Here is an 18,335-nt window from a genome sequence, read left to right on the forward strand (position 1 = left end):
AAGCTACACAATAGTCTAATTTTTATAGTGTAGCTTTTTAGATTGCATTTTGGGTTATGCAACTTTATTTTGTATATAGTTGCATAATTTTATATTTTTTACTTTGTTTTTTGGGTTGTTGTAGTGCTCGATGATCCTGATGCAGAGCTAGTTGTAGTTGCTTTTGTTTCTTTCTTTTCGTCTTTTTTTCCACCTTTATATGTTATAACAGCATCTGCTTTACCATTACCTCTCATAATTGTTACTCATAAATTATAATTTGTTTTCTTAATATGTTCAAGTTGTTCAGGAGATAATGTTGATAGATTTTCAGGTAGCTTTTTACTTGGGTCTCTTGGTGGGTAACCGAAAATTCAACTATTTAATCCCCCCCCTAATCCTAATGCATCTCTAATTGCTAAATATTTTTGAACATCGTGTTTTTGTAATCAATTTAAATGTTCAGTTGTTATATCAGAGACATTTGCAGGAATCGCAACACTACTATAATCTTTTTCAGGTACAGGTTTTGGTTGATTTTTTATTGGTGGTAATGTACTTTCGGTTTCTTTGATATCCGATTCATTTCCTGGTTGTCCAAAAATTCAATTATCAGGCAAAGGTTTTAATACTTGCATAATCGCTTGAAATTGTGAAAAATTATGCATTTTTATTCATTCAAGTTGTCCAGATGAGATGGTTGATAAATCAGTTGGAACTGCTATTTTGCTATAGTCTATTTGTCTTTGTGGTTTATCTATTGGAGTAGTTGAAAATGTATTAAGGTTTTTATTCATATTTTCAACAGAGAAAAGAATTTTTTCACTTCCGTCTTTTTTATAAAAAGCAAATGAATAAAATTTATTTGGTATTAATGCATTATCATTATCTTTATCTCATTTAAATAAAAGTGGATATTGTCCTTCTTTAAGTGGATCTTGATTTACATCAACACTAGCATATGCTGCCTTAATGTCTCCGTCTTTTACAAGACTATTATCATCAAGTGATTTAACTTCTGCTGCAATAGCAACTCAATCACCTTTAATTCCGACAAGTGGTTGGTCGTGGAGAACAAAGACAAATGAACCATCCTTTGACATATAGTTTTCACTTCTAGCAGCAGGGTGCTTTAAATAAATAACTTTTATATCTGCTTTAGCAGGTGCTACACCATATTCAGTAACATTAATTGATTGATCTGTTATTTTTTGTTCTTTTGCAGGTGCTTGAGTTTTACCTGCACCACATGAAACAGCAACAGCAGCGACAGTTGTTAAAGTCACCCCTGATGCCGATAAGTATGCTAAAAGTTTCTTTTTAAATTTCATATTATCCTTCTTTCTCAATTTCATAATCAATGTGAAATTGTATGTTATATCGAAATTAGTAATGAAATATAACATAAATAGTTATTTTATGTTTTTTTTTTTTTTTTGCAAAGAAATGTGAGAATTTTACATATTTTACTTTCCTTGTTATTTGAAATTTTCACAAAATTTCCATATTTCTTCTTTTTTAGAAAATCCTATGAAAAAATATCTCATGAAAATATTATTATGATTTAGTATAATTAATTTATGAATATTTTTAATGACAAAAAAACTATAATCGCTTTTAATGAGCTAGCTTATCAATTTAGATTTGTTTATTCTTTATTTGGTGAGAGCTTAAAGCAAGCTAAAAATGGAAATCTACCTTTTGATGATATAGAAACAATTATTACTTATAACACACTAATAAAACTGAAAGAATCTGGATTACCATTAAATTTAAATTTAAATGAAAAAAATATTTTTATCCCACAAATTAAAATAAATAATGAATATATTTATCTAAATATCCTGATACAAAGCAATAATATAAAAGCTAATTCAAAAAATTCTATAAAATTATTAAAAAAAATAAACGATGGTAATTTTTCTATATTGCCAAAGTTATTTGATTATATATATGATAAAAATCCTGATACATGAGTTTTTGTTTATTATGATTTTTTAGATAAAAAAACGAAACTATACACTATTTCAAATATAAATATTAATTATTATAAAACAATTAAAATTGATAATCTGGAACTGCCTTATATAAATATTGAAAAATCGATATAAAAAAGCAGCTTCCTATTTTGACCGTTAGGCTATCGTCGGCGTAAAGTGGCTTAACTACTGAGTTCGGAATGGTATCAGGTGATCCCACTTGCTATGGCTACTGGTAATATAATACAGATTTTTTTTAAAATACCAAATATTTTTTTATTTTTTTGTTTGAATTCATAATTAATAAAGATATAGTTTTAAAATCACAGAAAATAAGGTAAAATATAATAATATATTATGTAAGGAGAACAAATGATTAAACACCAAGAGCATAAAGAATTAGCTGAATATACAATTAAGGTTTTAATTCCTACTGATGAAGTAAAAAAGAAAAATGACTTTTATTTTAATGAAGCTTTAAAAAAGGTAAAGGTTCCTGGTTACCGTCCTGGAAAAGCACCGCGCGAGAAATTAGAAGCATATTTAGACACAAATGCTATTTCACGAAAAACTGTTGATTCATTTCTTCACTCAAGTTTCAACGATGTTGTAAAATACTTAGATGACAAAAAAATTAAAGCACTTTCAAAATATTCGCTAGATGTTAACCCTCAAAAAGATGGTAGTTTAGAGATTTCTTATCATTTTCCTATGTGACCTGATTTTTCAAAAGTAGATTTAAAGAATTTAAAAGCAAAAATTAAACTTCCTAAATCAGGTGAAAAAGATAAGAAACAAATTATTGAAGAGTTTTATAAAGAAACAGCTATTAAAGAAGTAGTTAGTGATCCAAAAGTAAAGTCAAAACTTACTGATACAGTAAATATTGATTTTAAAGGATTTATTGATGATGAACCTTTCGAAGGTGGTGAAGCAGAAGGTGTTGATTTAGTATTAGGATCAAATACTTTTATACCTGGATTTGAAGACCAATTAGTTGGTAAAACAACAGGATGAAAAGGTGATATAAAAGTAACATTTCCTGGTTCATACTTCGTAAAAGAATACCAAAACAAAGAAGCAATTTTTGAAGTTAAAATTAATTCTATTACTCGCTTAGTGCAAAAAGAAATAACAGATGAAATTGTTAAAGGATACAATTTGGGTGAAAATGTTCAAACAAAAGATCAATATCTAGATTTAGTATTCAACAAAAAATTAAAAGAAAATTTTATAACATCGATTCATAATTTTGAAAAAGATATCATAAATGAAATGTTAGAAATTGCTAATCCTGTTGTCCACCCAAATTTATTAGAAGATGCTATTAAAAAACTACAAGAAGATTTTGATAAGAATTTAAAGCAATATGGAATTAAAAAGAAAGAATACTTCCATCTTGTAAAATCAACCGAAGAAGATATTCAAAAGGAATTTGAAAAGACTGCATTAGAACAAGAAAAGAAAGCATATGCAAGTAGACATATGGCTGAAATCTTACCAAAAGATAAAGATGAATTAGAAAAACAACTAAATGAATTTAAGGATTTATTAGTTGATTATCCAATTGATCAAAGAGATAAATATGCTTCACTACTAATTCTTTATTTAATCATTAAAGAAAACAAACATAAAGATTCTACAAAATTAGCAAAAGAGTTTATTAAGTTTATTAATTTCTTAGCTAAATAAAATAATATAACGAAGTTTTTTACTTCGTTTTTTCTTCCTTTTATTCCTAAGATTATAAAAAAACAGGTGATTTACTCACCTGTATATATGTGTTATTACATTACTGACTTAATTGCAGCTTTAATAATTCCTACTGATCTAGCAAATTTTTCTTTTTCTTTATCGTTTAATTTAATTTGCACAATTTGCTTAATTCCTTGACTTCCAACAACTGCTGGAACCCCAATTACAACATCACTAGTTTCGTATTCTCCATTTAATAATACTCCTAGTGGTAATACAGCATTTGCATCTTCTTGGATGTATCTAAGAATTTGTGCTAAACAAGCACCTATTCCATAATAAGTTGCTCTTTTTCTTTCAATAATTTTATACGCTTTGGTATAAACAGGTTTTTCAAGTTCTTCGATGTAGTTTGAAGCATTAATTCCTGTTTTTGCTTCAAATTCTGAGAAAGGTAATCCGGCAATTTTAAATGTTGAGAAGTTTACAAGTGATGAATCCCCATGTTCTCCAAGCACAAATGCTTCAATATTGTTGGTTGAAACACCTGTTTTCTTTGAAAGTAATTGTTTCAGTCTTGAAGTATCAAGGATTGTTCCTGATCCAATAACTTTTTTAGGATCAAATCCTGTTTCTTTCATATATACATATGTCATTACATCAACTGGATTTGATGCAATAAGAGTAATTCCTTGGAATCCACTTTCCTTAATTTGTTTAGCGATATCTCTCATAATAAGAGCATTATCTTGAACCATTTGTAATCTAGTTTCACCTGGCACTTGTGGTCTTCCTGCTGTAATAACTACTACATCTGCATCTTTTGCATCAGTATAACTTGCTGCAAAAACTTCAAATTTACGAACTGATGGAACAATAACATCTTCTAAATCTAAAACATTTCCGTCTCTTGGTCCATCGAATTTATCTATAATACCATATTTAGCAGCTAATCCTTGATTAATTGCTGAATATAAGAATGAAGCACCAACTGCTCCGGCACCAACTAAAATAACTTTTGTTGCTTTCATATAAAACTCCTTTAAAATGTATGCTATCCTATTATACTATTTTTATGGTATTAATAACTTATTTTTTTATTTTTATTTCGATTTATTTTGTATGCAAAAGTTTGATAATAAAAAACTAATACATTAAATGTATTAGTTTTATGTTATTATAATTCAACAACTTTTCCACCATTAGCTTCGACAGCTTCTTTTGCTGCTTGTGAAGCTTTATTAACAGTTACAGTTAAGCATTTACTTAATGTTCCTTTTGCTAAGAGTTTAATAGGTAGATTTCTTTTTACTAATCCTTTTTCAAATAATGATTCAATAGTAACTTCTGAGTTATTTTCATAATGTGTTTGCAGTTGATCAAGGTTAATGATTTGGTATTCAATATGGTTTACATTAGTAAATCCGCGTTTTCCTAAACGACGGAATCACGGAGTTTGTCCCCCTTCAAATCCTAATCTATGTCCTTTGCGCTTGTTTTGTCCTGATTGACCTTTACCAGCTTGTTTTCCTTTACCAGCAGCATGTCCACGACCTTTACGGTGCTTGCTTGGTCTTGAACCTTCTGTTGCTTTAAGAGTATGTAATTTAATTGACATTATCTTAAGTCCTTTACATCTTTATTTCTGATTTCAGCTATTTGTTCTGGTGTTCTAAGTTGTCTAAGTGCTTTAACGGTTGCTTTAACAGTGTTAGTCTTTGAACGAGAACCATATGTTTTAGTAACAATATCTGAATAACCTGCTAATTCTGCGACAGCACGCACTGTACCTGAAGCAATCAATCCTTTCCCTTTAGAGGCAGGTTTTAGCATAACCTTTGATGCTAAGAATTTAGCATAGACTTCATGTGGGATAGTAGGTGATTTTGAATCAAAAGGAACTGAAATAAGGTTGTTTTTCGCATCTTTAATTGCTTTTTTAATGGCATCTGGAACTTCATTAGCTTTTCCGTGTCCATAACCTACACTACCTTTTTTATTCCCTATTACCACAAAAGCAGAGAAACTAAATCTTCTTCCACCTTTAACAACTTTGGTAACACGAGCAATATCGATTACTTTTTCGCTGTATTCAGAAACTTCTTTATTGCGACGATTGTCACGGTTTGCTGGTTTTTTAAAACGGTTTTCTGTTTTTGACCCACGGTTTGGTCTGTCAGTTGCATTTGTATGAACTGGTTTTTGTTCTGATGAGTTTGATGGCTTGTGGTTAATATTTCTGCGAGGTCTAACTTCCTTAGTTCCGGTTGTTGGTCTGACAACCTTATAATCTTTTTTAGGTTCTTTATTTTCTTTTTGGTTTTCCATAACTAGAATTTAACTCCTTTTGCTCTAACTGCATCTGCAAATGCTTTTACTCTTCCGTGATATAAATATCCACCACGATCAAAAACAACTTCTGAAAGATTAAGTTTTAAGATTTTTTCACCCATTAAATCACCTAATTTACTTGCAGCAGTAATATTTCCACCATATCCTGGTAAAGATAAAGTGGATGCTGATGCTAATGTAACTCTTTTTGAATCATCGATTAGTTGCGCATATAAGTTTTGGTGTGATTTAAAAACATTTAAACGTGGTTTGCTTGCACTACCAACAATGTAATGACGGGCACGATTATGCTTAAGTTTACGTGCTTGATTTCTTGATAATTTCGCCATATTTGCTGCTTACTATTTAGAAGCAGTTTTCCCTTCCTTACGTCTAATTTTTTCACCTTTATATGAAATCCCCTTACCTGAATATACACTTGGGGTTCTTACTGCACGAATTACTGATGCAAAATGTCCAACACTTTGCTTGTCAATACCTAAAACTGAAACTTCGGTTTGTTTAGGACTAACTACAACTTTAACATCTGCTGGAACTGTTAATGAAACAATATGACTGTATCCAGCTGATACATCTAGCTTATTTCCTGTTAAAACTGCTTTGTATCCAACACCCTTAATTTCAAGATCTTTTTGAAATCCTTTTGAAACTCCTAATAACATATTTGCAATATGTGCATTGGTGGTTCCGTGTAGTTGTTTAGTAATTTTTTCTTCGTTTGCACGAACGGTTGATACTTTATTCCCATCAACATGAATTGAAATAAGTGGACTGAATTTTCTTGATAAAGTTCCTAATGGACCACTGATAGTCACAACATCAGCATCCATTTTAAAGGTTACCCCTGCAGGAATAGTTAAAACACGATTTCCAACACGAGACATATCCTAAACCTTATCAAATGTAGGCAATAATTTCACCACCTACATTTTCCTTTCTTGCTTCTTTTCCAGTCATTAAACCTTTAGATGTAGAAATAATTACAGTACCATAACCTGAAATAATAGAAGGAATTTCATCTGATTTAACATACACACGTAAACCAGGTTTCGAAACCCTTTTAATCCCAACAATCGCTGATTGTCCTTTTTTGTATTTTAATGTAACTACAATTTGCTTATCTATACCTTCACCTTCAACTGCATAAGAAGCAATGTATCCTTGTGATTCAAAAAGTTTTACAATTGCTTCTTTTTTCTTAGAAAAAGGAATTGAAACGGTTTTATGTCTACGCGCGTTGGCATTTTTAATACGAACCACTAAATCTGAAATAGGATCTGTTATAAACATAATTATCAACTCGCTTTCTTCATACCTGGAATTTTACCATCATGTGCTAAGGTTCTAAAGCAGATACGACATACTTTATATTTTCTTAAAACCGCATGTGGACGTCCACATAATTCACAACGTGTATAAGCACGTGATGAGAATTTAGGATGACGTTTTGCTTTAACAATTAATGCTTTTCTCGCCATTATTTAGCTCCTTTTTTCTCGAATGGTACACCTAGTAATTCTAATAAACTACGTGCTTCTGCATCTGTGTTTGCTGTAGTTACGATTAGGACATCAAGTCCTTTAATGCGACGAATTTTATCAAATTCAATTTCTGGGAAAATAATTTCCTCTTTAATCCCTAAAGCAAAGTTTCCTCTTCCATCAAATGCTCTAGGATTTGCTCCACGGAAATCGCGAATCCGTGGCATCGCAACATGAATTAATTTTTCTAAAAAGTCTCACATACGCCCTCTGCGTAAAGTAACTTTACCTCCCATAGGCATCCCTTCACGAAGCTTTCATGAAGCATTTGACTTTTTAGCTTTGGTTTGGAATGGTTTTTGTCCTGAAATAATGGTTAATTCGTTTAACACTTCATCGATTGATTTTGAGTTTGAAACCTCTTTACCTGCAGTCATATTCAATACGATTTTTTCTATTCTTGGAACTTGCATTATTGATGAGTATTGGTATTTTTCTTTTAAAGCAGGAACTGCTTTTTTAACATAAACATCTTTTAGCATAATTAATTAATATCCTTATTGGTTTTTTTAACAAATCTTACTTTTTTACCATCTTTATTAATTCTATATCCAAGTTTTGAAGCAATGTTTGGTTGTGATTTTGTGGCTTTTTTTGCTAAATAAGCAACATTTGATACATGAATTGGAGCAGCCATCTCTTTAATTGAACCGTCTTGATTTTTTTGGCTAGGTTTGTTGTGTTTAGTTACAATATTAACATCTTTGATGATAACACGGTTTTGTGAATGTAATACTTTTTCAATAGTTCCAGTTTTACCTTTTTCGCTTCCAGAAATAACTATAACTGGATCATTTCTTTTGAACTTAATTTTTGACATAAATTAACTCCTTATAAAACTTCCGGTGCTAATGAAACTATTTTTGGAAACTTGTCACGTAATTCACGAGCAACTGGTCCAAATACCCGTGTTCCTCTTGGTGTTAAATCTTCTTTTAAAAGTACTACAGCATTATCATCAAAACGAATATATGAACCATTATTACGGTGTATTCCATATCTTGAACGAACTACAACCGCTTTCACAACTTGACCTTCTTTTACCATTCCAGTAGGAATAGCTTTTTTTACAGAACACACGATTATATCACCGATATTAGCAACTTTTTTCTTTGCCCCACCTAAAATACGAATTACACCGATTTCTTTTGCACCTGAGTTATCGGCAACATTTGCTTTTGATAATTCAATTAGCATTATTTATTTCCTTCTAAGGCTTTCTCTTTAATTGAAACCAATCTGAAGTGTTTAGTTTTAGAAAGCGGTCTAGTTTCCATAATAACTACCACATCATTTAATGCTGCTTGATGATTTTCATCATGTACTGCAAATCTTTTAGTAGATTTAAAACGTTTTGCATAAAGTGGGTGCTTTTTAAAAGTATCAACAGCAACAATAATGGTTTTAGCAGCTTTCCCCGCCGAAACAACTGTTCCTGTTAATGTTTTTCTAGTATTTCGTTCCATATTATTTTGTATCCTTTTTTTGGTTTAATGCTGTGAGTGTTTTTGCAATATCAGTTCTTAAAACTTTAATTTTGTGTGTTTCTTTCAAATCACCAGTAACATTACGGTATCTAAGAGTGAATAATTCTGCTTTTAATTTAAGCACTAATTCTTGTAATTCTTGCTTTGACTTCTTTTGTAAATCTTTAAAAAGCATTATTGTACTCCTTCTTTTTTAACAATTTTTCATTTAACTGGTAATTTATGTCCAGCTAAACGAAGGGCATCGCGAGCCACTTCTTCAGAAACTCCACTTACCTCAAACATCATTGTATTAATTTTAACTGCTGTATATCATAGTTCAGGAGCTCCTTTTCCTGAACCCATACGAACCCCAATTGGTTTAGAAGTTTTTGAAAAGTGAGGGAAAATACGAATAATAACTTGTCCTTCACGACCCATTCTACGAGTAGCAGCAATACGAGCTGACTCAATTTGACGTGCAGTTACTCATGCAGATGTAACTGCTTGTAAACCATATTCTCCAAAATTAACTGTGTTTCCTTTGGTTGCTTTACGTTTGTCATGTTGAACCACAAATGGTTTACGATATTTAGTTCTTTTTGGTTGAAGCATATTTATCATCTCCTTCCAAAATTTCACCAAGTGAAATTCAAACCTTAACCCCAATTGCTCCATAAGTAGTGCGAGCAGTTGCTGTTGCATAGTCAACATTTTGTCTTAAAGTATGAAGACGCATTTCTCCATCAGAATAACCTTCTGTACGAGCCATATCAACACCATTTAAACGTCCTGATACCATTGTCTTAACACCTTTGGCTCCAGATTTTAAAGCAGCACGCATTGCTATTTTTTGTGCTTGACGGAAACTGTCACGATTTTCAAGCTTAGTAGCAATCATTTCTGCTAATAATCTTGCATTTAAATCTGGTTTTTTAAGTTCAACAACTTGAATTCTAAGGTTCAAGTGTTTGTTTTTTACGAATTTTTGAACCTTTAATGTAAGTTCTTGGATGTTTTTACCTTCTTGACCTAAAACTGCTGCTGGTTTTGCAGTGTGCAAGAATACAGTAACTTTATTATCTTTATTTCTTTTAATTTGAACTCTACCAATTTGATATTGACGCACTAATTTATCGAAAAACTTATAGATTTTAGCATCCTCAACTAAATAATCACCATAATTTGCTTTTTCAGCAAATCATACTGTATTGTGTGCCTTAGTAATTCCATAACGGAACCCATTTGGATTAACTTTTTGTCCCATTAGTTTCTCTCCTCTAAAACAATTTTAAGGTTTGATGTGCGTTTAAAAATTGAATAAGCACGACCTTGGCTTCTTGGTTGAAATCTTTTAAGAGTTGGTCCTTCATTAACATAAACTTCTTTAACAAATAATTTTGATGCATTCATTCCGTGGTTGTTAGTTGCATTTGCAATTGCTGAGTTAAGTAGCTTCATAAAAATTGGTGCTGATTTTTTTGATGTGTTTCTTAAAAGCCCTAAAGCAATTGAAACATCTTTTCCTCTAAATAAATTAGCCACTAATTTTGCTTTTGAACTACTTACTCTTTGAAGTTTAACACTTGCTATAGCTTGTTGTGCCATTATTTCTTCTTACCTTTATCTGCGCCGTGACCTGAAAAAGTACGAGTTGGAGAGAATTCTCCAAGTTTGTGTCCTACCATATCATCGGTTACATATACTTCGATAAATGATTTTCCGTTATGAACTGCAAATGTTAATCCAACGAAACTAGGGAAAATTGTTGATCTTCTTGATCATGTCTTGATTGGTTTTTTAGGTGCTTTTCCTTCAACGATTGCATCAACTTTTTTAAGTAAGTGATCGTCTGCAAAAGGTCCTTTTTTCAAACTACGTGACATTATTTAGCATCCTTTCTTCTTCTTAAAATAAGTTTATTTGAAGATTTCTTTGTTTTTCTGGTTTTCACACCAAGTGCTTTTTTACCTCAAGGAGTAAGTGGAGCTTTACGACCAACTGGTTGTTTTCCTTCCCCTCCCCCATGTGGGTGGTCTACTGGGTTCATTACTGAACCACGTACGGTAGGTCTAATTCCTTTATGTCTATTGATTCCAGCTTTACCAACATTAACAAGTAAGTGTTCTTCGTTACCTACTACACCAACGGTAGCACGACAACGAGCTAAAATACGACGTGTTTCACCTGATTTAAGTTTTAACACTACATATTTTCCATCATCATCCTTACCAAGAATTTGTGCAGAAGTACCTGCACTACGAGCAATAATACCTCCACCACCTGGTTGCATTTCAATGTTATGCACGAATGTACCCTCTGGGATAAATGCTAATGGTAGTGCATTCCCTACTACAATATCAACATTTTCTCCTGAAAGAACTTTTTGACCTAAAACAATCCCTTTAGGTGCTAAAATATATCTTTTTTCTCCGTCTGCATACGCTAACAAACAAATATTTGCCGATCTGTTTGGGTCGTATTCGATTGTTTTTACGATAGCAGGGATATCATCTTTGTTACGTTTAAAATCAATGATTCTGTAGAATCTTTTAACACGTCCACCACGATGTCTAACAGTGATCTTTCCTTGATTGTTACGACCAGCATGGTTTTTTAAATTTACCAACAATGATTTTTCTGGTTCATGACCTGAAAGATTTGTTTTAAAATCTAATGAAGACATATTTCTACGACCATTGGTAGTTGGCTTATAATGTTTTAATGCCATTTATTTTGTCTCCTTGCTTAAAAATAGTTGCGGATCTTTCTTTTAAGCAGTAATTTCCGCTCTGTAAACTTAATAAATTAATGAATATCATTCCCATTCATTAATTATAAGAAGATTATTCACCACCGATTTTACGTTTTGTGGTAGTTTTCTTAGCAACTGAAGCAGTTTTAGTTGCTACTGTTTTTTTAGCAGCTAATTTTTGTGCTACTTTTGCTTCAACATCGGCTGATTTTTTAGCCTTTGCTGCTTTTTCTTCTACTTTTTGTTGTGAATTATCATCTGCTTTTAATTCACTTTCGTTAGGCAAGTAGTTCATGGTTTGTCCATCTTTTAAAGTAACCATTGCTTTCTTATAACGATTAGTGAAACCATGATAACGTCCTACATTCTTTGCTTTTTTATTAACTTTTATTGTATTTACACTTTCAACTTCTACTTGAAAAATTGTTTCAATCGCTTCTTTTATTTGGTATTTATTTGCAGCATAATCAACCTTAAAAACATATATATTGTTTTTTGTTCTTAAAATATCTGTTTTTTCTGAAAGAATAGGTGCTTTAATAACTTTAGTTAATTCCATTATTTAACTCTACTTTCTAGCAATTTAAGACTTTCATTTGAAACGATTAATACATCTGCTCCAATTAATTGTTCAACTGATAAAGAGTTTGCTTTTGATGTTGAAACATTTTGCAAGTTCGCAGCAGATTTATATACAATAGGACTTTCAGTAACGATTAATATACGTTTTAAGTGATCTACTTCTAATTCCTTTAATTTTGCAACTAATGCTTTAGTTTTGATTGCATCTAATGATAAATCGTTAATAATAACTGCTTTATCATTTGCTAATAAGGTTAGTGCAGAAACAAATGCTGCAAATTTAACTTTCTTATTAACTTTAAGTGAATAGTTTTTGTTTGCTTGTGGTCCAAATGCTCTACCACCACCTACTCAAATTGGTGATCTGGTTGAACTATGACGAGCTCTTCCTGTCCCTTTTTGTCTTCATGGTTTTTTACCACTTCCGCTTACTTGAGCACGGTTTTTAACTTGGTGTGTGCCCTGTCTTCTTGATGCTCTTTCAGATAAAATGGTATCAAAAACTGCTTGGGTGTAAATTTTTTCAGAACCAAAAAGTGATTTTGGTAATTGTGCATAAAAGTCTTTTTTAACAACAGTTTCTTTTACAACAGAAATCTTTGCTGACTTAGGAGCAGATTTGGAAGTTGTTTTTGTTTGCTTTGATGTTTCATTGGTAGATTTAACTTCTTTATTTATATTTGTTTTTTTAGCATCTGAATTTGTTTTCTTTGAAGTTGATTTAGAAGCAGGCTTATTTGCTACTTTTGCATCTGGAGTTTTTTTAGTTACAGGTTTTGTGTTTTCAGTTTTTTTGCTTTTAGTTTCAGCCATAACTATTTTTCTCCTTCCTTAGCCTCTGCTTCATCAATCAATGCCTTAAGTTGCACAGATGTCATACCCACAGAAACCTCAATATTATATTTTTTAGCATGTTCGATTAATTCATTCATTAATTGAACTTCTGCTACATTAACTAATTTAACTTCTTTATGATCTGGTAATCCTTTTACTGCTTTACGAATCATAACAAATGATTTTTTAGGTCCCGGAATTGAACCTTTTACTAATAAAATATTATTATCAGTATCAACTTTAATAACTTCTAAGTTTTGCACTGTTGTTTTTGCATGTCCTAAATGACCTGGCATTGTCATGCCTTTAAAAACTCTGTTACCTGAAATATCTCCAAGTGAACCTGTTTGTCTTACTGGTTGTGAACCACCACCACCACCATGAGATTTAGGTCCAATAGCTTGGTTGTGACGTTTAATAGTTCCTGCAAAACCTTTACCTTTTGAGATACCGGTTACATCTACTAATTCACCTGATTTAAAAATGTCAACTGTGATTGTTTGTCCAAGTTCATAACCTGACATATTACGAACTTCTTTTACGAAGCGCTTAGGTGTTGTGTTTGCATTTTTAAAGTGTCCTGTAAGTGGTTTGTTGCTACGACTTGACTTTTTATCAAAAACTGCTAATTGAGTCGCTACATAACCGTCTTTTTCTACAGTAAGCACCTTAGACACAACATTTGGTTGAACTTCCACTACTGTAACTGGTACACTAGCACCTGTTTCAGTAAAGATTTGAGTCATACCAACTTTACGTCCTAAGATTCCTTTCATTTGATCTCCTTAATTAAATTATTTTTGAACTTTTACTTGTAAAAGCACACCAGCAGGTAAATCTAAACGATTAATTTTATCAGTTAGTTGTGCTGAAGGGTTCTTGATTACAACTAATCTTTGGTGTGTTCTACTTTCAAATTGTTCACGACTAGTTTTGTTGATGTGAACAGATCTTAAAATAGTAACTTCATCTCTTTTAGTTGGAAGCGGAATTGGACCACTAACATCAGTTTTTTCTTCTTTAGCTAACAAAAATAATTTCTTTGCTGCTAAATCAACTAATGCATGGTCAAACCCTTTAACTTTGATGTTTAATTTACTCATTAAATGTTGTCTCCTTGTTCGATTTTTGAACATAACTCCCTATAAAAACCTCAACCGTCCTCAACAACAATGACGATTAAGCAACCTTATAGATCAATGTTATAGTTGCTTTTCAATTATAAAGCAAAAATAAAAATACAGAAATCAAAAATCCTGTATTTTTTCTAACAACGGATGTTGGTGTATCAACTATGAAATTCTGTTTTCTATTCACTCTGAAAGCACTTCTTCTGGAACATATTCAAATGCTTTTTCAACTATTTCAGTACCGTTTAATAAAATCATTGTAGGAACCTTTAGCACTTTTCATTCTGTATCTGGGTTTCTAAATAATTTTGCTTCTTCAGCATCCACATGAATGAATTGTACCTTAGTTTTTTCATATTTTTTTGCGATACGATCTAAGGTAGGTTTCATCATTTTACAGTCTCCACATCAACCTGTTGTAAAAATCAAGAATGTTAAATCATCTTTTTGCTTGCTTTCAATAAGTTTTTTAGCATCATCTCATAATAATTTGTCAAACATAAAAACTCCTTTAATTAAAATCTAATTTATCTAGCTCATCTAAGAAATCTTCATTTTGTTGTTGTTGAATTATTGAAGTTTCAACAGCATTTTTAAGCAGTTGATTCACTATTTGCTCATCAACTCTTGATAGTATACTCTTTTCTAGTAATTTAAAAGATGTTTTTTTGTAATCTATATCATAAAATTTTGCTGCTTTAAATAAAAAATCAAGATATTTTTCAAAATGAGTAGTTGATAAATAAAAACTTTTATGCGAATTTATAAATTTCTTATATTGCTGAATATTTCACTTATTTTTCTTGATAATTAACTTGATATCAAGGATATATAAACACAAAAAAACGACTATACCTATTAATAATAAAATTAATAATAAACTTGATAATGTAGGTAAATAAAACAAATTAATAAGTGTATCAAAAACAACCCCAACATTATTATAAATTGAAATATCTTCAATAGTTACTTTTTGTTTCGATGTCATAAATTTTGCATATCAACCGTTTTTAAAAATATGTGCAGGAAGTTTTGTGCTAAATTCTACATCATGATTGTATATATAATGCAGGATTAAATGAGTTAAGATAACAAAAAACAAAAAGAGAAATAGTAAAATTTTCAACATTCAATTTTTAAATGCAACAAAATCTATTTTATTCACACAAGATGTTCAACTGATAGCTTTCTTTTTAGTAAATAAAGTAAAAATTCATACTAATATCGCTAAAAATCCAAACAATAATGCAAAAAAGATGCTATTTCCAAATAAAAGCCCATATGTATATAAATATGTTCATTGCAGTCAATTAGGTAAAATTTTTGATACATATAAAGCACAAAAAAGCAGACTTATAAGGTAAAAACTCAAAATTAAAATTAACTTTCAAATTTTGAGTTTTTTTTCTAAAGTAATATGGTTGCTAGGTAAAAATTCAATGAATTTTAAACCTAGCGAATTAAATAATTTACTTTTTTTCATATTATATAGTTGTTAGTGAAAAAGCGATCATTGGATCTTTATCAGTTATTTTAAAGATTCTTTTTCTTACTGTTTTTCTGACTTTTTCATTGAATTCTCGCATTGTAGTAAAAGTTTTGGTATTAATAATTTCAATAATTGTATCTTTAATCAAATCATTTATTCTTGGTTGCTCTTGCACATCGATAACACCTACATAATTGATATGTAATTGTCCAATAATTTTCTTGGTTTTTGCTGAATAAAGCGAATTTATAATAATTACACCTTCACGGCCTAAAACTTCACGTTCTGCTAAAACTTCTGATGAAATATCCCCGACACCAAAACCATCTATAATGGTATCTCCAACATCTTTAATTTTACCATTATGTGAAATTAATTTTCCATATGCAAAATGTGCAACTTTTCCGTTTAATAAAACAATCGGATTAACTTCTTTTGCTAAATTTTTATCTTCTTTTATGTATGTAACTAAATCTACTAAATAACGATACAACCCTTGAGCAGGTAGTAAAACAGTGGGTTTAAGATTCTTAACCAAATTAAATACATCTTCTTTACTCGGACGACAATAAAAATATTCTTTTTCAGAAATATCAACTAAATTTGATGTCCTTTTTGCAATTTCATCTAATGTTACAGCTGCAAGCGATTCAAGACCGTTAACTGGAGGAGCAATCATAATTACACTATCATTTGAATCTATTTTTAAATATACATCTTCGTTATTAAGAATTCTTATAAAACGGGTATATAAACGTTCAATAGCACCAGTTACAAGCACAACAGCATTTGGATGCTTACTAATTTGTTTGTAATCAATTATTTCAGGGAACTTAAAATCTGGACTTATTTTTGCTTGAATTTGCTTCATTAAAAATAACAAGTCTGCGTATGCTTTTCCATAAGGTATTACTGGACGATTATATTTATTAGCAAGTTCTATAATCTGCTGCATCGATACCATATCTTCACTATAACCACCTACTATTATTTTAGTATTTGGTTTTGCAAATCTAAATGTTTTTTCTACACTATCAGGTAGATATAATTTTTCAATTGCTCTACCACCACCCTTATCTTTACCTGCATCAGTAACCAATGCATTAATTTTACGTTTATTAAAAAGTTTTGGTAAATGTAAAAATCAAGTTCTACCAAAAATTCCTAAATCACCTTCAATATAATTAAACATAAACACATAATCACCATTTGGTGTAATAAAATCAAAACCTAAGTTACCTGGAGCACTTCCTGGTAGTCCGATAGGTTGCACAAGTATGTTTCCAATTTTCTTACGGTCTGATAGAGCAATTAATTTATACGAATCATTTTTAATATTGTATTTATTAAGGCGTTCTTGGATAATTTGTTTATTTATAAAAGATGTATAAATTTTTAATCCTGGTATTTTCATTAAAAGTCATGGAAGTGCTGAAAAACTTTCATTACGAATATCTGTAATAAAAATACCTTGAATTTTTTTGCGATGTTTTTCTAAAAAAGTAAAATCAGGAATTAGTGTATCAACACCATTATTAGAGTTAATTGGTATTTTTACACCTGCATTTACAACATATAAATCATCGTTGTAGTCTAAAACATAACAATTTTTACCGTTTTCATCTTGCCCACCTAAAGCAAAAATATTTACTTTTTCCATTTGTCTCCTATGCTTATTCAATATAAATTCTTAATTTTAAAATAGTATATCTATTATAACAAAACAAAGTTAATTTTTATTTTTTTAATGATATTACAATAAAAAAGGCATAACTTATTATGCCAATCTTATTTAGTATTTTTCAATAAATCAATAAAACTTTTAAGTTCTAATGAAGCACCACCAACTAAAAATCCATTGATATCAGGTTGTTTTGATAATTCTGCTATATTACTTGGTGTAACACTTCCACCATATTGCACTACCACATCTTTTGATGTGATTTCGTGGATATATTTACAAATATCTTGTGCTATTTCAGGTGTTGCAACCTTTCCGGTACCGATAGCTCAAATTGGTTCATATGCGATAACTACTTTTTTCAAATCTAAATCTTTTAAAGAAACTTCAAGTTGCTTTTTAATAACTTCTTTGGTTTGTCCTGCCTGATATTGCTCAAATGTTTCACCAACACATATAATTGGTTTTAAATGGTATGAAATAACTTGTTTTGCTTTTACATTTACTAACTCGTCTGTTTCAAAATGATATTTACGTCTTTCTGAATGTCCTAAAATAACATACGATACATCTAAATCGATAAGCATACTAGCAGATGTATCACCTGTATAAGCACCTGATTCATATGGTGAACAATCCTGTGCTGCTAAGCGAAATTTTTCAACTGTATTAACAACAAATGAACATAAATTAGCAGCAGGTACAGCGATACCAAATTCAATGTTTTTTGGTAATAATTCATTGTTAGAAAAATATCAATCACCAAATTTCTCAAAAAATTCCTTGGATTCTGAATAAGTTTTATTCATTTTTCAATTACCAATAATAAGTTTTCTCTTCATTTAACTCCTT

Annotated in this window: 27 protein-coding genes, 1 rRNA gene and 1 pseudogene; 2 read left to right on the forward strand and 27 right to left on the reverse strand. The window is 30.6% G+C overall.

Going from position 1 to position 18,335, the window contains the following annotated elements; all coding sequences use genetic code 4:
- Positions 1-98: 98 nt before the first annotated feature.
- Positions 99-1,310 carry a hypothetical protein gene (locus ACXYRK_RS02370; protein ID WP_458617909.1) on the reverse strand — a complete coding sequence of 404 codons (1,212 nt, stop codon included), beginning with the start codon at positions 1,308-1,310 and terminating at the stop codon, positions 99-101.
- 249 nt (positions 1,311-1,559) lie between these two features.
- Here ACXYRK_RS02370 and ACXYRK_RS02375 point away from each other — a divergent pair, with 249 nt between their 5' ends.
- The gene (locus ACXYRK_RS02375; RefSeq protein WP_458614214.1) at positions 1,560-2,090 is read left to right on the forward strand and encodes a hypothetical protein; all 531 of its coding nucleotides are present in this window, start codon (positions 1,560-1,562) and stop codon (positions 2,088-2,090) included.
- Here the strand turns inward: ACXYRK_RS02375 and rrf are convergent.
- A 5S ribosomal RNA gene (gene rrf / locus ACXYRK_RS02380) occupies positions 2,090-2,195 on the reverse strand. The two genes, ACXYRK_RS02375 and rrf, sit on opposite strands and share 1 nt — an antisense overlap.
- A gap of 135 nt (positions 2,196-2,330) precedes the next feature.
- On the opposite strand from rrf, the gene tig reads away from it, so the two are divergent.
- Positions 2,331-3,650 carry a trigger factor gene (gene tig / locus ACXYRK_RS02385; RefSeq protein ID WP_458617911.1) on the forward strand — a complete coding sequence of 440 codons (1,320 nt, stop codon included), beginning with the start codon at positions 2,331-2,333 and terminating at the stop codon, positions 3,648-3,650.
- A 95-nt stretch (positions 3,651-3,745) separates the two neighbouring features.
- Here the strand turns inward: tig and ACXYRK_RS02390 are convergent, their stop codons facing one another.
- The 25 genes and pseudogenes from ACXYRK_RS02390 to tpiA form a co-directional block, all read right to left on the reverse strand.
- Positions 3,746-4,684, reverse strand: a complete 939-nt coding sequence (locus ACXYRK_RS02390; protein ID WP_458597232.1) for an L-lactate dehydrogenase — start codon at positions 4,682-4,684, stop codon at positions 3,746-3,748.
- Between the two features lie 146 nt (positions 4,685-4,830).
- Positions 4,831-5,271 (reverse strand): 50S ribosomal protein L15, encoded by a 441-nt coding sequence (gene rplO, locus ACXYRK_RS02395; protein WP_458597231.1) that lies wholly within the window; start codon positions 5,269-5,271, stop codon positions 4,831-4,833.
- Positions 5,271-5,981 carry a 30S ribosomal protein S5 gene (rpsE, locus tag ACXYRK_RS02400; RefSeq protein WP_458597230.1) on the reverse strand — a complete coding sequence of 237 codons (711 nt, stop codon included), beginning with the start codon at positions 5,979-5,981 and terminating at the stop codon, positions 5,271-5,273. The genes rplO and rpsE overlap by 1 nt, the downstream gene beginning before the upstream one ends.
- 2 nt (positions 5,982-5,983) lie before the next feature.
- Positions 5,984-6,334 (reverse strand): 50S ribosomal protein L18, encoded by a 351-nt coding sequence (gene rplR, locus ACXYRK_RS02405; protein ID WP_435130160.1) that lies wholly within the window; start codon positions 6,332-6,334, stop codon positions 5,984-5,986.
- 12 nt (positions 6,335-6,346) lie between these two features.
- Positions 6,347-6,889 (reverse strand): 50S ribosomal protein L6, encoded by a 543-nt coding sequence (gene rplF, locus ACXYRK_RS02410; protein WP_435130157.1) that lies wholly within the window; start codon positions 6,887-6,889, stop codon positions 6,347-6,349.
- Between the two features lie 10 nt (positions 6,890-6,899).
- Entirely contained in the window at positions 6,900-7,295 is a 396-nt protein-coding gene (rpsH, locus tag ACXYRK_RS02415) for a 30S ribosomal protein S8 (protein ID WP_435130154.1), read from the reverse strand.
- A 2-nt stretch (positions 7,296-7,297) separates the two neighbouring features.
- Positions 7,298-7,483 (reverse strand): type Z 30S ribosomal protein S14, encoded by a 186-nt coding sequence (locus ACXYRK_RS02420; protein WP_458617913.1) that lies wholly within the window; start codon positions 7,481-7,483, stop codon positions 7,298-7,300.
- Entirely contained in the window at positions 7,483-8,028 is a 546-nt protein-coding gene (gene rplE, locus ACXYRK_RS02425) for a 50S ribosomal protein L5 (RefSeq protein WP_458617915.1), read from the reverse strand. The genes ACXYRK_RS02420 and rplE overlap by 1 nt, the downstream gene beginning before the upstream one ends.
- Before the next feature lie 2 nt (positions 8,029-8,030).
- Complete coding sequence (gene rplX, locus ACXYRK_RS02430) at positions 8,031-8,366, reverse strand: 50S ribosomal protein L24 (protein ID WP_458607688.1); 336 nt, start codon at positions 8,364-8,366, stop codon at positions 8,031-8,033.
- A gap of 11 nt (positions 8,367-8,377) precedes the next feature.
- On the reverse strand, positions 8,378-8,743 hold the full coding sequence (gene rplN / locus ACXYRK_RS02435) for a 50S ribosomal protein L14 (RefSeq protein ID WP_435130145.1): 366 nt from the start codon (positions 8,741-8,743) through the stop codon (positions 8,378-8,380).
- Positions 8,743-9,012, reverse strand: coding sequence for a 30S ribosomal protein S17 (gene rpsQ / locus ACXYRK_RS02440; protein ID WP_435130142.1), 270 nt, complete (start codon positions 9,010-9,012; stop codon positions 8,743-8,745). The genes rplN and rpsQ overlap by 1 nt, the downstream gene beginning before the upstream one ends.
- A 1-nt stretch (position 9,013) precedes the next feature.
- Positions 9,014-9,208: a 50S ribosomal protein L29 gene (gene rpmC, locus ACXYRK_RS02445; protein ID WP_458617917.1), complete on the reverse strand. Its 195-nt coding sequence runs from the start codon at positions 9,206-9,208 to the stop codon at positions 9,014-9,016.
- On the reverse strand, positions 9,208-9,627 hold the full coding sequence (gene rplP, locus ACXYRK_RS02450) for a 50S ribosomal protein L16 (protein ID WP_435130137.1): 420 nt from the start codon (positions 9,625-9,627) through the stop codon (positions 9,208-9,210). The genes rpmC and rplP overlap by 1 nt, the downstream gene beginning before the upstream one ends.
- Complete coding sequence (gene rpsC, locus ACXYRK_RS02455) at positions 9,605-10,279, reverse strand: 30S ribosomal protein S3 (RefSeq protein WP_458597226.1); 675 nt, start codon at positions 10,277-10,279, stop codon at positions 9,605-9,607. The genes rplP and rpsC overlap by 23 nt, the downstream gene beginning before the upstream one ends.
- Positions 10,279-10,620 carry a 50S ribosomal protein L22 gene (rplV, locus tag ACXYRK_RS02460; RefSeq protein WP_458597225.1) on the reverse strand — a complete coding sequence of 114 codons (342 nt, stop codon included), beginning with the start codon at positions 10,618-10,620 and terminating at the stop codon, positions 10,279-10,281. The genes rpsC and rplV overlap by 1 nt, the downstream gene beginning before the upstream one ends.
- Positions 10,620-10,898: a 30S ribosomal protein S19 gene (gene rpsS, locus ACXYRK_RS02465; protein ID WP_435130128.1), complete on the reverse strand. Its 279-nt coding sequence runs from the start codon at positions 10,896-10,898 to the stop codon at positions 10,620-10,622. The genes rplV and rpsS overlap by 1 nt, the downstream gene beginning before the upstream one ends.
- Entirely contained in the window at positions 10,898-11,743 is an 846-nt protein-coding gene (rplB, locus tag ACXYRK_RS02470) for a 50S ribosomal protein L2 (protein ID WP_458597224.1), read from the reverse strand. Before rplB ends, rpsS begins: the two co-directional genes overlap by 1 nt.
- A gap of 115 nt (positions 11,744-11,858) precedes the next feature.
- Complete coding sequence (rplW, locus tag ACXYRK_RS02475) at positions 11,859-12,326, reverse strand: 50S ribosomal protein L23 (RefSeq protein WP_435130122.1); 468 nt, start codon at positions 12,324-12,326, stop codon at positions 11,859-11,861.
- Positions 12,326-13,162, reverse strand: a complete 837-nt coding sequence (gene rplD, locus ACXYRK_RS02480; protein WP_458614660.1) for a 50S ribosomal protein L4 — start codon at positions 13,160-13,162, stop codon at positions 12,326-12,328. The genes rplW and rplD overlap by 1 nt, the downstream gene beginning before the upstream one ends.
- 137 nt (positions 13,163-13,299) lie before the next feature.
- Positions 13,300-13,959 (reverse strand): annotated as a pseudogene (gene rplC / locus ACXYRK_RS02485) (50S ribosomal protein L3); the annotation flags it as partial.
- 18 nt (positions 13,960-13,977) lie between these two features.
- Positions 13,978-14,286: a 30S ribosomal protein S10 gene (gene rpsJ / locus ACXYRK_RS02490; protein WP_435130116.1), complete on the reverse strand. Its 309-nt coding sequence runs from the start codon at positions 14,284-14,286 to the stop codon at positions 13,978-13,980.
- A gap of 189 nt (positions 14,287-14,475) precedes the next feature.
- On the reverse strand, positions 14,476-14,814 hold the full coding sequence (locus tag ACXYRK_RS02495) for a thioredoxin family protein (protein ID WP_435130113.1): 339 nt from the start codon (positions 14,812-14,814) through the stop codon (positions 14,476-14,478).
- Between the two features lie 10 nt (positions 14,815-14,824).
- Entirely contained in the window at positions 14,825-15,796 is a 972-nt protein-coding gene (locus ACXYRK_RS02500) for a hypothetical protein (protein WP_458617919.1), read from the reverse strand.
- A 1-nt stretch (position 15,797) separates the two neighbouring features.
- Positions 15,798-17,462: a ribonuclease J gene (locus ACXYRK_RS02505; RefSeq protein WP_458607681.1), complete on the reverse strand. Its 1,665-nt coding sequence runs from the start codon at positions 17,460-17,462 to the stop codon at positions 15,798-15,800.
- A gap of 128 nt (positions 17,463-17,590) precedes the next feature.
- Positions 17,591-18,325: a triose-phosphate isomerase gene (gene tpiA / locus ACXYRK_RS02510; RefSeq protein WP_458607680.1), complete on the reverse strand. Its 735-nt coding sequence runs from the start codon at positions 18,323-18,325 to the stop codon at positions 17,591-17,593.
- Positions 18,326-18,335: the final 10 nt, after the last annotated feature.

It is taken from the genome of Mycoplasma sp. AC1221 (genome assembly GCF_054353815.1).